Source organism: Pseudomonas matsuisoli, from assembly GCF_014647635.1.
Classification (GTDB): Bacteria; Pseudomonadota; Gammaproteobacteria; order Pseudomonadales; family Pseudomonadaceae; genus Pseudomonas_P; species Pseudomonas_P matsuisoli.
Genome location: NZ_BMPO01000009.1, coordinates 144,995 through 159,950 on the forward strand (window position 1 = coordinate 144,995; position 14,956 = coordinate 159,950).

A 14,956-nucleotide genomic window follows, 5' to 3' on the forward strand; every position below is an offset into this window, starting at 1 on the left:
ATGACTCGATCCAATCGTGACAAATGGCTTGGCTATGCCGGCCGGCTCGCTGTAGCACTCATTCTGCTGTTCGTGCTGTTACCGACGGTGGTCGTGATCATCTCGTCGTTCAGTAGTACGTCGGTACTCTTCTTCCCGCCCAAGGGTTGGTCGCTACGCTGGTTCGAACGCGCCTTGAATTACGACGACTTCAGTAACGGGTTCTATGCCGGGTTGATCGTTACGGCCTGGGCATCGACCTTGGCGGTCGTGATCGGCACCACCCTGGCAATCGCCATTCAGCGTTATGAATTCCGCTTCAAGCGTTTGCTCGAAGGCGTGCTGCTGTCGCCCCTTTTCATTCCGCACTTCACCATCGGATTGGGTTTATTGATGCTGGTCGCACAACTGGATCTGAGCCGCGGTTACCCATTGGTGATCTTCTGTCACATCCTGCTGGTGCTTCCATTCGTCCTGCGCAGCCTGTACGTATCACTGCACAACCTGGAACAGCGCATCGAACTCGCCGCCGCAAGTCTTGGTGCGTCGCCGTTGCGCGTCGTGTGGACCATCACCATTCCGTTGATGATTCCCGGCTTGTTCGGCGGCTGGTTGTTCGCGGCCATCCTGTCCTTCAACGAATTCACGGCCTCGTTGTTCGTGACGACCCAAGCCACACAGACGCTCCCCGTCGCCATGTACAACTACGTGCGCGAGTTCGCCGACCCGACGCTTGCCGCACTTTCCGTCATGTACATCGCCACGACCGCGATCCTGCTGACGCTCGCCAATCGGTTCCTGGGCCTGGGTCGCATCCTCAATGTCGAAGGGGGACGCTGACCGTTCTCGCGGCGATTTGCACCACGATTGCGCACCGCGATTGCCCACTGCTCTTCCATAAGCACCAAAAACGATCACTGCCGTTGTCTTTCTCTCTGGCCACTGACGAGGAAAACGACGCCTCAGACGATAAAGGATCCTAGATATGACGTTTTCCATCGTCGGCCGTTGTGCCGAAACCGGGCAAATGGGCATCGCCATCAGTTCGTCCAGCATCGCCGTGGGTGCCCGGTGCCCCTGGTTACGACCGGGCGTTGGCGCAGTGTCGACACAGAACGTGACCCTTCCGGCGTTGGGTAACAGCGTTCTGGATCGGTTGGCGCAGGGTTTGGCGCCTGCCGAAGCGCTGGACCTTGCGCTAAAGGAAGACAACTATTCGCAATACCGGCAATTAACCGCGATTGATCACCTGGGCCGGACGGCCCATTTCAGTGGTAGTGCGACCCTGGGCTGCCATCACGCGTTGTCGGGTGAGCAATGTGTCGGTGCCGGCAACATGCTTTCGGATCAATCCGTAATCGCTGCGCTGGTGCAGGGCTTCGAAACCAGCAGTGGGCAATTGGCCGACCGCCTGATCGCGGCCATGCAAGCCGCGATAGCTGCAGGTGGGGAAGCCGGCCCCGTGCATTCTGCGGCCTTGGTGGTCGTTGGGGAGCAGGCATGGCCTATCGTGAACCTGCGGGTGGATTGGGCTGACGAACGTCCTATCGACCAGCTGGCTCGACTCTGGGCGGACTACCGACCGCAGATGCAGGATTACATTACGCGCGCGCTGGATCCGACGAAGGCGCCCAGCTATGGCGTGCCTGGAGACGAATGATGGACAGCAAAGCGCTCCTAGCCGCGTTGATTGGGTTCGATACCACCAGCCGGGAATCCAATCTGCAACTGATCGAATTCGTCCGTGACTACCTGGAGAATCTGCAGGTGCCGTCCGAACTGGTCTACAACGACGAGCGCACCAAAGCCAATCTTTTCGCCACGATCGGCCCTACGGACCGGCCGGGTATCGTGCTGTCCGGGCACACCGATGTCGTACCGGTGGACGGGCAAGCATGGTCCTTCCCGCCGTTCGTGCTGAGCGAGGCTGACGGCAAGCTATATGGGCGTGGAACCGCAGACATGAAGGGCTACATCGCCTGCGTGCTGGCGGCGGTGCCGGGCCTGCTGGCAGAGCCGCTACAAGTGCCGGTGCACATTGCGCTTTCCTATGATGAAGAAGTCGGTTGCCTGGGCGTTCGCGGCCTTCTTGCGGTACTCGAGCAGCGCCTGCACAAACCATTGCTCTGCATCATCGGCGAGCCCACCCAACTGCAACCGGTGTTGGGGCATAAGGGCAAATTGGGTATGCGCTGCGACGTTCAGGGCGCGGCTTGCCATTCGGCTTATGCGCCTCTGGGCGTCAATGCCATCGAGTACGCCGCGGATTTGATTGGCGAACTCAAGCGTATCGGTACGACGCTACGTGCAGCGCACCTGTGCGACGCACGTTTCGACCCGCCCTTCACCACGGTGCAGACCGGCGTGATCAGCGGTGGAAAGGCTTTGAATATCGTCCCCGCCGACTGCCGTTTCGACTTCGAGATCAGGGCGCTTCCGGCACAAGATCCGGCAGAGGTTGCGGCGCAACTGATGCGCTACGCCCAGCAGCACGTGCTGCCGAAAATGCGCGAAGTCGATGCGAGCAGTGACATTCGGTTTTCGGAATTATCGGCCTACCCGGGACTTGCGACCGACAGCGGAAGTCAGGCTGCCGAACTGATCGCCCGGATCTGCGGGTCCGACGCCTTCACCACAGTGGCGTTCGGCACCGAAGGCGGTTTGTTCGATGCGATTGGAATCTCGACTGTGGTCTGTGGCCCCGGCAGCATGGATCAAGGCCACAAACCAGACGAGTTCATCAGTATCGCTCAGCTTCACGCCTGCGATGCCATGCTCGGCCGTCTGACAGAGCTCCTTCGTAGAGAGTCGCCTGTTCCATCAGGGAACAGCCAGAGCGAACGCCCCGCGAGCGCCTGATCCGCCCTCGACGGCAGCACCTTCAGCCGATCGACGTACATCCATACGCGCTTACTCCAGCAACTGGAGCGGGCGCGTTCGTCCGCGCCCGCACTTCTAAACGGCTCTCTTTCTTCATGCCCCGAAAACAGGTGGTCAGATCGGCCTTGAACGACGACGGGAAGCGCTTTGTTTTTTCCGAATCTCTGCGTTCAAAAAGCGTGATTTTCAGATAGCCGAGGCTTGATCAGACTTCCCACTGTTGAGGAGCAATACGGCGTCATGCCTAGCCTCCTCCATCGTGTGGTCGACGCTCGGGCGTCGACGAATCTCTCTTCGAGTCGGCTGCCCTTAGGAAACCCAAATGTCAGTGGAAAAAATCAACACCCTGGTTGTCGGTGCCGGTCAGGCCGGAATTGCGATGAGTGAGCACCTTTCTCTCATGGGCGTTCCGCATGTCGTACTGGAACGCAGTCGGATCGCTGAGCGCTGGCGTTCGGAGCGTTGGGATTCACTGGTGGCCAACGGACCGGCTTGGCACGATCGCTTTCCGACACTGAAATTCGAGGGTATCTCGCAAGAAGCGTTTCCGCCAAAGGAGCGCATGGCCGAGTACTTCGAGGAATACGTGAAGATGCTGGGCGCACCTGTTCGCACAGGGGTCGAAGTCAAGCACGTGGAGCGCCATGTGGGGCGTCCAGGTTTCAAGGTCACCACTTCGGACGGCGTGATCGAAGCGGAAAATGTAGTCGCGGCGACCGGGCCCTTCCAGCGTCCCGCTTATCCGAGAATCGTTCCCGAAAGTAGCCCGATTCATCAATTGCACTCGTCTGCCTACAAAAACCCCGGGCAATTGCCAGATGGCGCTGTTTTAGTGGTGGGCGCGGGCGCGTCTGGCTCGCAGATTGCCGAAGAGTTGTGCAAAGCCGGCAAAAAGGTCTATCTATCCGTGGGAGAGCATTATCGTCCACCGCGTGCTTACCGTGGTCGGGACTACTGCTGGTGGCTGGGCGCGTTGGGTTTGTGGGATGAGGTCAAGATCAAGCCCAAGAAGGAGCACGTCGCCTTCGCCGTCAGCGGTTACGAAGGTGGCAAGACTGTCGATTTCCGACGTCTAGCCCATATGGGTATCACGCTGGTTGGTTTAACCCAGTCTTGGAATGACGGCGTTCTAACGTTCCAAGCGGGTTTGGCGGAAAACGTCGCGCAGGGCGATCAGGCCTACTTCGATGTACTGCGTGACGCGGATGCCTACATAGAGCGCAATGGCCTTCCATTCCCTCCCGAACCGGATGCCTGGACGCTGCTGCCAGACCCGGATTGCCTCAAAAATCCAATCCTGACGCTCGACACCGAAGCGGCGGGTGTTACCACGGTCCTTTGGGCGACCGGCTTCCAATTCGACTTCAGCTGGTTGAACGTCGATGCATTTCATGAGAATGGTCTTCCGTTCCATAAGCGTGGGATCTCGGCTGAGAGTGGAATCTACTTCGTCGGTCTGCCCAACTTGGTCAACCGAGCGTCATCGTTCATCTATGGCGTCTGGCACGACGCAAAATACATTGCGGACCATATCGCTCAGCAGAACGATTACCGGGCATACGCTAAAGCCTCGTCCGACGCCTAACCGCACATAGGCCTGATCGGCAGTCCGCCTAGCAGAAACACGTTCAAGTCAAATTCCGTCTCGCGGGCATGGCGGATGGCCGCCCCGCCCGCTCCCACAGAGGAGATAATCGCTGTGGGAGCGGGCTATGCCCGCGATGCTTTTTAAAAGCGCCAAGTCGCTCCCTACCTTTCAGCCGAACAACTGACATTTGCCTACGCGATATTTGTTCAAGGACATACAATTGGCGCCGATAAAACGACGTTAACGTTAGGCGCGCTTCCAGTTCCCGCCTCTTCCCTTACCGTAATCGCCCGGATTCATCGGTATATGGCATTCGATCCCCTCACCATGCTGACGATCACCATCGCCTTGGCGGCCGCGGCCGCGCTTTATCTGGCGGTCGAATGGCGCGTCGTCCGCGAACCGTGCTTGCTGTTTTGGAGCGCAGGCTTTGCGCTGGTCTCCGTCGGTTCGACACTGGCGCTCTTGCGTGGAAGCGGGCTGTTGCTAATTGGTATCTGGTTCGCCAATGGCCTTCTCGTCACGGCGCATTGGATGTTCATGCACGGCGTGGCGCGCTTTACCGAAACGCCGATTCGCAAGGTTTGGTATTCGGTTTTCGCCATCTGGGCAGCGCTATTGCTATTGCCGGGCGATCAGGCCTGGTCGAAAACCTTTTTAGTCGTCAATTCAGTCTTGGTCGGGGCGTTGGCGATCGGTGCCAGTTTGCTCTTACGGCCCAAGGCCAAGTCCCTGGGTGAAGGGGCCGCACAGCTGCGCGTCGTGCTGCTGGGGCATGGCATCTTCTACCTGTGCAAGACCATTCCCGCGCTGGTGCCCGGCACGCTGATCGACCTTGCGGCCTTTCGTGGCGAGATCATTCAGATTTCTTTGGTCGAGGGTGTCATGGCCTTGATGCTGATTGCCCTGTCCATGACGGGTACGGTGCGTTACCGCCGCGAGAAACGTATCGAACGATTGGCCTCTCGCGATCCTTTAACCTCGCTATACAACCGGCGCGCATTGGAATCACGAGCGCCGCACCTGCTGAGTGGCATCTCCCCGGCGAGCCCGGGGGCACTGTTGTTGATCGATATCGATAACTTCAAGCAGGTCAACGACCTCCATGGCCACGCGGCGGGCGACAAAGTACTGGTGACGCTAGGAGAGACCATCCTTTCGATCCTACCCGAGGGCGCTTTGGCCGCGCGTTTAGGGGGTGATGAGTTCATCATTTTGCTGAGCAACGCATCGAGCGAGGACATCTTGCAGTTAGGCGACGCGTTGCGCACCGAATTCCAAAGTGTCGTTGCGCTGCAAGTCGCCACCCCCGAAGCAGTTACCCTTAGTATCGGCGCGAGCGTGTTCGAACAGCCCCCCGCCGACCTGGCGGCGCTGATTGAACGCGGTGACATAGCGCTTTATGAATCCAAGCGAGGGGGCCGAAATAGCATCCGCCTCGCGGATAACGTGATATCCATGGGCGCTGCCTGAAAAGATATCCAGGCTCTGTATGAAAAGTAGTCGAGCGAAGGTCAGGCAAGGCGAAATTGCTCGAAGAAGCGCAGTTTACGTGTAGTAAATGAGCATTCTGAGAGCAATTTCAACGCAGCATTACCGAGCGCAGGCACTTTTCGTACAAAGCCAACCTCTCGGCGGGTATATGCAGAATACCGGTAGCAGCCGGGTATACTCGCGCCGCCTTGATACCTGCGAGTAGTTCGCCATGACCGTCAAACCCAACGCAACGCCGGAAAATACGCCCATGGCGAATGAATCAGAAGACACGAGCCCCGCTGTCGAACGCGCGATTCCCGCCTTTACCTTCCCGTTCTCACCCGATGCCTATGCACCAGGCAAGAAAGATGACCAGCCATGGCATCAGAAGGGGAATAAGTCGAACCACGACAAGCGCCCTGGTCCGGCCCCGCGGGGAACACGGCGGTCGATGGGCAAGCGCTGACAGCCGTCAACGCAGACACGCCTGCGCCACTCAGGAGATTTCGATCTGATAGCGGAAGGTATCCGCAGCGGCACGGGAGAAACGGTATTCCAGGGGACGGCGGTCATAACCGAGCGCCGTACGCTCGATAACCACAATCGGTGCGCCTTCCTTGATGGCGAGGGCCGCGGCAACGTCAGCGCTCGCCTCACCGACCGTCAACGTCTCCCTGGCCGACGCGATGCATTGACCGCAGCGCTTTTCGTAGAAGGGGTAGAGCAAGTCGTCGAACGTCTCGGATGAAATGTCCATCAGGGCTTCAAACCTCGCCGCCGGAAGCCAGATGTCCTCATGGAAAAACGTGCGTTTCTCGATAATCCGCAACCGCTCCATGTAGATGACGTTTTCACCCCGATCGAGACCGAGGGCAGCCGCCACGTTCGGCGAGGGTTCCTGTAGCGTTTTCACGAGAATTCGGCTCTCGGGAATCTGACTACCGCCCGCCGCATTCACTTGGCGGAAAAACCGCGCCAGGGACGCCTCGAAATTTGGGCGTCGTACGAAGGTCCCTCGACCCTGGCTGCGTAGTAGCAACCCTTCGTTGACCAGCGTATCCACGGCTTTGCGAACGGTCCCAATCGCAACGCCATAACGCTTCGTGAGCTCGGCTTCAGTCGGAATGGGTTCGCCTGGCCGCCACTCACCGGCGGCAATCCTCGCCAACAGTTCTTCACGCAATCGTTGGTAAAGCGGCAGGCGTTCGTCGAATCCGAGCGCAGGGTTGTTCATGTGTTCGTTCATCCAATTGCGGCGGCAGCGAGCCACTTTATCACCGGCGTGACAATTGACAGATACATCGCGCCAAATATATCGTCATTCATTCATATATATGACTGCATGTCTGTATAAAAATGTGGGGCAAGGATCTTCGCCGATCCTCGATGCGAATTTAATGATTCGCCTGCTGACCACGACAACAATCGACCTAGGTTATCTTCATGACCAGCACTCGCCCGTCCCCTCTCAGTGGGATCGATACGCACGCGCACGTTTTTCGCCAAGATCTGCCCATGGTCGCGAATCGTCGCTACAGCCCGGATTACGACGCCTTGGTGGATGCCTATCTGGCGCATCTAGACCGACACGGGCTTGCCCATGGTGTGCTCATCCAACCTAGCTTTCTCGGCACCGACAACAGCTTCATGCTCGATGCGCTGCGCCGTTATCCGCAGCGTTTACGGGGCGTCGCGGTCGTAGATGCCAGCATCACCGATGCCCAACTGGATCGCCTGGGAGACGCTGGCGTGGTCGGCATTCGGCTGAACCTGATCGGCAAGAACCTGCAGGACTACGCCGGGCCGGAATGGACCTCGCTGTTCAAGCGACTGGCCGAGCGCAAATGGCAGGTGGAGATTCAGCGCGGTATCGATGACCTCGCGTTGATCGTGCCGGCCATCCTGGCATGCGGTGTCGATGTCGTGATCGATCACTTCGGTCTACCCGCGGAGGGGATCGACACCAGCAAGCCCAACCACCAGACCTTCCTGCACCTGCTGGCTGAGCCCAAAGTGTGGCTGAAACTGTCAGCGGCCTACCGCAGCGGTTCCGATTTCACAAAAGCCCAAACGCTATTGGAACAGGTGCGTGAAGCGGCCGGCGACCTTAGTCATTTCCTGTGGGGCAGTGATTGGCCGCACACCCAATTCGAAGACCAGACAGGCTACGCCGATCAATTCGCCTTCATTGAAGCGTTGCTGCCAGACGCAGACGAACGCGCGCAGGTGCTGCTGGACAACCCATCGAAGCTCTTTGGCTTCCTGCCATCCCGCTAATCAAGAACAACAACAGGACACTTTCATCATGATGAGCATGCTCGTCGTCGCGGCAATCGTCGCGGCCGTTGCCCTCGGCTACAAGACCAAGATCAACATTGGTCTTTTCGCGATCGCTTTCGCCTACCTCATCGGTTGCTTCGGCATGGGTTTGAGCCCCTCCGAAATCATCAACATGTGGCCGCTAAAGATCTTCTTCGTGATCTTTTCCGTCTGCCTGTTCTATAGCTTCGCCACCGTCAACGGCACGCTTGAAAAGCTGGCCGAGCACCTGATCTACCACTGCCGGACCGTGCCACAGCTGTTGCCGTTCGCCGTCTTTTTCGCCGCGACGGTTATTTCGGCGATGGGTGCCGGCTACTACACCGTGCTGGCATTCATGGCACCCATCACCCTGCTCCTTTGCCAACGTACCGGCATGAGCCTGATCGTCGGCGGTATGGCAGTGAACTACGGCGCACTGAGCGGAGCGAACTTCGTCTCTAGTCAGAGCGGCATCATTTTCCGTGGGCTGATGACCAATGCCGGTGTCTCGGATAACGATGCGTTCATCAACGCGTTCGGTATCTTCGTCAGTACGTTGGTCATTCCTCTCATCGTGATTGCCGCCTTCGTCTTTCTCGCCGGTCATGGCAAAGCGCTGAAGGCCTCAGCGTTCGCTGCAACGCGTCCGGAATCGCTGAACAGCCAACAAAAGACGACGCTTTGGTTGACGCTGACAATGATGGCGATCGTACTTGCCGCACCGGTGGCGCACATTGCGCTGCCAGACAACGCTACGATCACGTTCATCAATTCGAAGATGGATATCGGCCTGATCGCGAGCATTTTCTCCGTCATCGCCCTGCTGCTTAAACTGGGCGATGAGCGCAAGGCCATGGCGTCAGTTCCTTGGGGCACGTTGATCATGATTTGCGGCGTTGGCATGTTGATTTCGGTCGCCATCAAGGCCGGCACCATCGACATCCTCGCGTCTTGGATCGGCAGCAGCATTCCGCCTGTACTGGTACCGGTCGTGTTCGGCATCGTGGCGGCATTCATGTCGCTGTTCTCCAGCACACTGGGTGTCGTGACTCCCGCGCTCTTCCCGATGGTATTGCCGATCTCGACGTCGCTCGGCCTGGACCCGATGATCCTGTTCATCGCGATCGTCGCCGGTGCCCAAGCCACTTCGATTTCGCCGTTCTCGTCTGGCGGTAGCTTGATCCTCGGTTCCTGCACCTCGGAGCAAAGCCGCTCGACGTTGTTCCCGCAATTGCTGTTCAAGGCCGCGCCGATCGGCTTCGTCGCCGCCTTGATATTCAACCTGCTCCTGACGTTCGTGCTGTAACGCCACAAAAAGGGTTCCCGGCCAACGGGAACCCTTTTTACGGTGATTGTTCCCCTCTCCAAATCCGATGCCGTCATCAGACAACCGCGTGATCTTAATAACCCCCACTCCTTGAAAAGCGCGTCTTCGACCTATTCCCGCGCACACACACTTTTCAAGTCGTCGTACATCTTGTAGCGTTCGTTTCCCGCTATATGAATAAAAACAACAAGAGGAAACGCAATGCACGATGAACAGCACACCCAGTCCGCATCCCGCCGCCGCTTCCTGAAGCAGTCGATGGTGTATTCCACCGCGATCGCTGCGAGCTCTCTTCTTCCTTCGTTGGCCCGCGCCGTCGAACCCATCAATACCCGCTACCCTGATCCGTCCGTAGAGATTCTCGATGACAGCTTTCTCGAGCTGCGCCTGTTCAACGCCAGCGTCGAGAAGATCGCGAGCGGTCTGCGTTGGGCCGAAGGCCCGGTATGGTTTGGTGACGGCAACTATCTATTGCTCAGCGATATTCCGAACAACCGGATCGTTCGCTGGGACGAGATCAGCCAAACGATGGGTGTGTACCGAGAACACTCCAACTTTTCGAATGGCCTGGCGCGGGATTGGCAAGGCCGCCTCATCGCGTGCGAAGGCTCGACGACTCAGGGAATGGGCAGGCGCATCACCCGAACCGAGCATGATGGGCGGATTACCGTTTTGGCGGATAATTTCGAGGGCAAGCGCTTCAATTCGCCCAACGATGTCGTGGTGAAGCGCGATGGCTCGGTGTGGTTTACCGATCCCCCCTTCCAAGCCGGCGGGCACTATGAAGGCTACAAGATCCAGACCGAACTGCCCCACGGCGTCTACCGTATCGACGGAGAAACCCTAAAGGTTTCACGCGTCATCGATAACATCGCAGGTCCAAATGGATTGTGCTTTTCGCCAGACGAGAAGACGCTGCACGTCGTCGAGGGCCGCGCCAAACCCAATCGTCTCGTATGGGCCTACGGCGTAAACGACGACGGCACGCTTGGCGAACGCAAGCAACACATCGAAGCGACCGGATTCGGTGGGCTGGACGGTATCAAGTGCGATGAGTTCGGGAATCTGTGGTGCGGATGGGGCAGCTCGGGCTCGCCCGAGGCAAAGCCTGAAGAGCTGGATGGCGTACGGATCTTCAATACCCAAGGCAAGGCGATCGGGCATATTCACCTACCGGAGCGCTGCGCGAACCTGTGCTTCGGTGGCCCGCAAGGCAACCGCCTGTTCATGGCTAGCAGTCATTCGCTCTACTCGATCTTCGTAGCGCCTCGCGGCGCTATCTTCGTGAATTGAAACTGACCTCTACGCCATGAGTGCTCTGGCGTAGAGGATTCACCTTTCGGACTCAGCACCGCGGTAACGCGCGGTGATGCTGGACCATTGGGCGTCTCCACGGCAGAACATGGGAGCCTACCTGAAGGGCAGACGCTCAGCCGATCGGCTTGATCATGATCAACAGGAACCCTACCGCGATACCCGCGGCCGCGATGGCCCAACCGATTCGGTGCGCCTGGTTCTTCTGCGCCTGGCGAACGGGGTCAACGGTTTTTTTCTTTCTCACGACGCTAGTTCCTGCTGAGCGATAGCCCACGTGCAGTGGGCGGAATTGGCCTGAAGCCAACGTCTACATCGTCGTCGGCACGAGGGGCGCAGTGTTCCACTCCCCTGTTCAAAAGCCAACAGCTACCGAACGCGTCGTACGCATAATTGCCTTCAATGCAAATATATTTTGTCGAGTGTCTTCTTTTTGCACGAATGACAGGGCGTTAGCATTGCGTCATCAAATTTGGAGGTGTCATGCAAAACATCCTACTGCTGAACGGTGCGAAAACCTTCGCCCATTCCCAAGGGCGCTTTAACCATACGCTGCACGACGAAGCCGTTGCGTTCTTCGATCGTGAGCAGTTCGAGGTGCAGACAACGGATATCGATGCAGGCTACGAACCGGCCGTAGAGGTCGAAAAGTTTCTGTGGGCCGATGCCGTCATCTATCAAATGCCAGGTTGGTGGATGGGTGCACCATGGACCGTCAAGCGCTACGTCGACGAAGTCTTCACTGAAGGGCATGGCCGTCTATACGCAAACGACGGCCGGACCCGATCTGATCCATCACGCCGTTACGGCAGTGGCGGCTTGATTCATGGCAAGCGCTACATGCTTTCATTGACCTGGAATGCCCCCGTTTCCGCCTTCGAAGATCCCGAAGATTTCTTTGAAGGCGAAGGTGTCGATGCCGTTTATTTTCCATTTCACAAGGCACACCAGTTCCTTGGTATGGAAGCGCTTCCCACTTTCCTGTGTAACGATGTAATCAAGGCGCCGAACATCGAGGCGGATATCGCCCGTTACCAAGCACACCTCAAGACTGTATTCGGCCGCTAGACATGTTGATCCATCCGGCAGGTAGCAAACGCCGTTACCTGCCGGCTTGCGCTGACAAATTCATCTCGATCTCCCTCTTCCGCTGGCGCTGCGACTTAATCTATTGGTGAACAGCGTCGTCTCCCACAGCGGCAAGCTGTTGTTGCGGACCGGACAGCGGCGCTAAGCGCGATCCTATCCGCCTCCGCGTAAGCGTGGGCACTCTTAAGTTCCCACATCACACCCGCACAGCGCTGACCCGCCCGCTCAACTATCCTCCCTCGCACGCCCCATGATGGCCAACAGCTGTTAGTCTGCGGTGCGAAACGCACGTAACACGCGCTCACTTACGGTACCGATCCCGCCATGACGCTCGGATGCCGGGGCCTATAAACGACAGGAGCCCGTAATGCTCGTCCACCCTGTGCCCGTACTGTCGACCTCGCGGCTACTGCTCAAACCGCTGGAGTTAGCAGACGCCCAGGCGCTTCAGGAAACCTTTCCACGCTGGGAGATTGTGCGATACCTGAACGCGCACGTTCCCTGGCCCTACCCGTCCGACGGGGCGCTGCGGCACCTGACAGACAGCGTACTTCCTGCCATCGACGCCGGAACGGAATGGCATTGGTCACTACGCCTTCACACCGCGCCTGCCCGTCTAATCGGCGTCGTCAGCCTGTTCGATACGCCTGGTAATAACCGCGGGCTGTGGTTAGCGCCGGAGTGGCAGAAGCGTGGTTTGATGGGCGAGGCCTGCCAGTGCATCAATCGGTACTGGTTCGAAACGCTTGGCCGTCCCGTCATGCAGGTACCCAAGGCGATCGCCAACCGTGGCTCTTGCCGTTTGTCGGTGCGTGAAGGCATGCACATTGTTGAAACGACATTCAGCGAATATGTGTCCGGCCGCCTTGAAACGCAGGTCTGGCAGCTCACGCGCGAACAGTGGATGGCGAATACGGGAATCTTGTCAGGTCCTGTGGAGGCTACGCCGTACACGCATGAGCGCCACGATGATGAGCAACGCGGACATCCAGGGCGAGTCATTGGCCGAGAGCTTTAGCGGCTGTTACCTAGATTGATGACGCAGGGGAGCGTTATGGTTTTTTCGAAGGATCCGTTCGCGGTGACTCGCGACGGACAGGTCCCGTTATACCGGCGGCTATGGTTCGTGCTTTGCACGTTACCGCTCTGCGCGCCTCTGACGATACTCATCGCGATTACGGGTGGAATCTACATGCGCAAGAATGGCGAGCTTCATCGCGTGGACGACGATACCGCCTGGTATCTGGCACTCGTCGCGTTCAGCTTGTTGATATTCCTCGCGTTGAACATGCAGGTCGGTGCGATAGAGGTGTGAGCGGGTTTTGCGTCTAGACGCTGGACCGCCGGAAAGCGGCGCATCTTGGGGATAGCCTCTCGCTACCGTCGCGGTTACGCTGCAACCCCTTGCTACCAGTGAACCGCTATGAACGGCCCCATTGCCTACCTGATCCGCTACCCTTCGGCAAACCTGCTGTTCATCCAGTTACTGGGCATCGTCCTCTACCCTTTTGTTGAACATCTCCAGCACGGGCGCGCCATCGTTGGCGCCTTCGGTATCGTGGTGCTCGCAACCGCGCTGCGCATGGTGCGGCAAAGCCCAACCATCCACTGGGCGGCCTTTATCCATGCGGCGCTGATTTTGATCCTGACCATTGCCGCCGAAACGCACCCAAGCCGGACCATCACCCTGATGCTTCACGCGCTCAGTTCGCTGTTTTACTTCTACGCAGCGGCCAGCCTGATCGCCTACATGATGGAAGACATGCGCGCGACGACTGACGAACTGTTCGCGGTCGGTGCAACCTTCACGTTATTGGCTTGGGCATTCGCGCACACCTATGCCGCCTGCCAGATCATGGTGCCGCAGAGCTTCACTGCCGCGCTGAACCCTGATCAGCCGCGCAGCTGGATGGAGCTGCTGTTCCTGAGCTTTACGACTCTCTCGGGAGTAGGTCTAAGTGACGTGATGCCATTACAGCCGGTCGCACGTTCGATCGTGATGCTCGAGGAATTTGCAGGCGTGATGTACGTGGCGCTCGTCGTCACCCGCCTAGTCACGCTCACCGCTAGACAGCGTTGAGCCGCTCTTGATCCCAATAGGGTTGGCTTCCCACCCGCTCGCGAATGTAGTCGATGAAAAGCGACACCTTCGGTGATCGCAACCGGCTGCTGGGAAAGACCAGGTGAATGGCCGTTCGTGTCGGCTCGATGCTCGCTTCCCAGTTATCGAGTACCGTACATAGGCGTCCGGCCGCCAGCTCTTCGTGCACAAGCCACGTAGGAAACAACATCAGGCCACGGTCAAGCAGGCCTACGGCCAATAACGCGTCGGCGTCATTGCAGTAGAGATCACCGGCCACTGCCAGCTCATGCCAGTCACGCTCCTGTGCTCCACGAAAGTACCAGTACTGCAACCCTCGAGCGCCGCGGTAGACGAGGCAGTTGTGGTCCTTGAGCGCGTCCGGTGACGACGGTACGCCCGCGCGCTGCAGATAGGCGGGTGTCGCACACACGACAAACCGCATCGGCGCCAACTCGCGTGCAACGAGATTCGAATCCGAAAGGCTGCCAATGCGAAAGGTCACGTCCGTCCCGCCTTGCACCGGATCACCGTAGGCATCCGATAGCGTCAGTTCCACCCGCAATGCCGGGTAAGCCGCCTGAAATTCGCTCAGCAGCGGTACGATGTGGCGCCGCCCAAACGCCACGGGGCCGTTAATTTTGAGTATCCCTGCTGGCGACGCTCCCACGCTGGTGAGCGCTTCAGTCGCCTGATCGAGCCGGTTGAGAATATCCCGCACCTGCTCATGGAACTGGCGACCATCCTCGGTCAGCGTCACGGCGCGTGTGTGTCGAAACAACAGCCGCTGGCCCATTTCCTCTTCCAGCGCTCCTATCTGCCGCGACACGGTGGAGACCGCGAGGCGAAAATGCGTCGCTGCTGCCGTGAAGCTCCCGGTGTCGGCGATGTGGTCGAACAAACGTAGTGCTAGCAGTTCCAT

General features: G+C 58.4%; 16 protein-coding genes. 13 read left to right on the plus strand and 3 right to left on the minus strand.

Annotation, left to right across the window (positions count from 1 at the left end; all coding sequences use genetic code 11):
- The 6 genes from IEY47_RS17860 to IEY47_RS17885 all read left to right on the plus strand — a co-directional run bounded on the left by IEY47_RS17860 (position 1) and on the right by IEY47_RS17885 (position 6,389).
- Positions 1-819 (plus strand): ABC transporter permease, encoded by an 819-nt coding sequence (locus IEY47_RS17860; RefSeq protein ID WP_188985194.1) that lies wholly within the window; start codon positions 1-3, stop codon positions 817-819.
- A 145-nt stretch (positions 820-964) separates the two neighbouring features.
- Positions 965-1,639 (plus strand): DUF1028 domain-containing protein, encoded by a 675-nt coding sequence (locus IEY47_RS17865; RefSeq protein ID WP_188985195.1) that lies wholly within the window; start codon positions 965-967, stop codon positions 1,637-1,639.
- Positions 1,636-2,838 carry an acetylornithine deacetylase gene (argE, locus tag IEY47_RS17870; protein ID WP_188985197.1) on the plus strand — a complete coding sequence of 401 codons (1,203 nt, stop codon included), beginning with the start codon at positions 1,636-1,638 and terminating at the stop codon, positions 2,836-2,838. Before IEY47_RS17865 ends, argE begins: the two co-directional genes overlap by 4 nt.
- Positions 2,839-3,181: 343 nt before the next feature.
- Positions 3,182-4,444 carry a flavin-containing monooxygenase gene (locus IEY47_RS17875; RefSeq protein WP_188985199.1) on the plus strand — a complete coding sequence of 421 codons (1,263 nt, stop codon included), beginning with the start codon at positions 3,182-3,184 and terminating at the stop codon, positions 4,442-4,444.
- Positions 4,445-4,753: 309 nt separating this feature from the next.
- Positions 4,754-5,920 carry a GGDEF domain-containing protein gene (locus tag IEY47_RS17880; RefSeq protein WP_188985201.1) on the plus strand — a complete coding sequence of 389 codons (1,167 nt, stop codon included), beginning with the start codon at positions 4,754-4,756 and terminating at the stop codon, positions 5,918-5,920.
- Between the two features lie 232 nt (positions 5,921-6,152).
- On the plus strand, positions 6,153-6,389 hold the full coding sequence (locus tag IEY47_RS17885; RefSeq protein WP_188985203.1) for a hypothetical protein: 237 nt from the start codon (positions 6,153-6,155) through the stop codon (positions 6,387-6,389).
- A 30-nt stretch (positions 6,390-6,419) separates the two neighbouring features.
- On the opposite strand, the gene IEY47_RS17890 is transcribed toward IEY47_RS17885, so the two are convergent.
- Entirely contained in the window at positions 6,420-7,157 is a 738-nt protein-coding gene (locus IEY47_RS17890; RefSeq protein WP_188985205.1) for a GntR family transcriptional regulator, read from the minus strand.
- A gap of 209 nt (positions 7,158-7,366) precedes the next feature.
- On the opposite strand from IEY47_RS17890, the gene IEY47_RS17895 reads away from it, so the two are divergent.
- From IEY47_RS17895 to IEY47_RS17905, 3 genes are all read left to right on the plus strand, one after another.
- The gene (locus IEY47_RS17895) at positions 7,367-8,200 is read left to right on the plus strand and encodes an amidohydrolase family protein (protein WP_188985207.1); all 834 of its coding nucleotides are present in this window, start codon (positions 7,367-7,369) and stop codon (positions 8,198-8,200) included.
- 28 nt (positions 8,201-8,228) lie between these two features.
- Positions 8,229-9,530, plus strand: coding sequence for an SLC13 family permease (locus tag IEY47_RS17900; protein ID WP_188985209.1), 1,302 nt, complete (start codon positions 8,229-8,231; stop codon positions 9,528-9,530).
- Positions 9,531-9,752: 222 nt separating this feature from the next.
- Positions 9,753-10,844 carry an SMP-30/gluconolactonase/LRE family protein gene (locus IEY47_RS17905; protein ID WP_188985211.1) on the plus strand — a complete coding sequence of 364 codons (1,092 nt, stop codon included), beginning with the start codon at positions 9,753-9,755 and terminating at the stop codon, positions 10,842-10,844.
- Between the two features lie 136 nt (positions 10,845-10,980).
- On the opposite strand, the gene IEY47_RS20605 is transcribed toward IEY47_RS17905, so the two are convergent.
- Positions 10,981-11,112 carry a hypothetical protein gene (locus IEY47_RS20605; RefSeq protein ID WP_268240489.1) on the minus strand — a complete coding sequence of 44 codons (132 nt, stop codon included), beginning with the start codon at positions 11,110-11,112 and terminating at the stop codon, positions 10,981-10,983.
- A 236-nt stretch (positions 11,113-11,348) separates the two neighbouring features.
- On the opposite strand from IEY47_RS20605, the gene mdaB reads away from it, so the two are divergent.
- The 4 genes from mdaB (at position 11,349) to IEY47_RS17925 (ending at position 14,034) form a co-directional block, all read left to right on the plus strand.
- Positions 11,349-11,933 (plus strand): NADPH:quinone oxidoreductase MdaB, encoded by a 585-nt coding sequence (gene mdaB, locus IEY47_RS17910; RefSeq protein WP_188985213.1) that lies wholly within the window; start codon positions 11,349-11,351, stop codon positions 11,931-11,933.
- Between the two features lie 388 nt (positions 11,934-12,321).
- Positions 12,322-12,972: a GNAT family N-acetyltransferase gene (locus IEY47_RS17915; RefSeq protein WP_188985215.1), complete on the plus strand. Its 651-nt coding sequence runs from the start codon at positions 12,322-12,324 to the stop codon at positions 12,970-12,972.
- A gap of 36 nt (positions 12,973-13,008) precedes the next feature.
- Entirely contained in the window at positions 13,009-13,269 is a 261-nt protein-coding gene (locus IEY47_RS17920; protein WP_188985217.1) for a hypothetical protein, read from the plus strand.
- A 108-nt stretch (positions 13,270-13,377) separates the two neighbouring features.
- The gene (locus IEY47_RS17925) at positions 13,378-14,034 is read left to right on the plus strand and encodes an ion channel (protein ID WP_188985219.1); all 657 of its coding nucleotides are present in this window, start codon (positions 13,378-13,380) and stop codon (positions 14,032-14,034) included.
- Here IEY47_RS17925 and IEY47_RS17930 read toward each other — a convergent pair.
- A complete protein-coding gene (locus IEY47_RS17930; RefSeq protein ID WP_188985221.1) occupies positions 14,021-14,956 on the minus strand; it encodes a LysR family transcriptional regulator in 936 nt (311 codons plus the stop codon). The genes IEY47_RS17925 and IEY47_RS17930 overlap by 14 nt on opposite strands.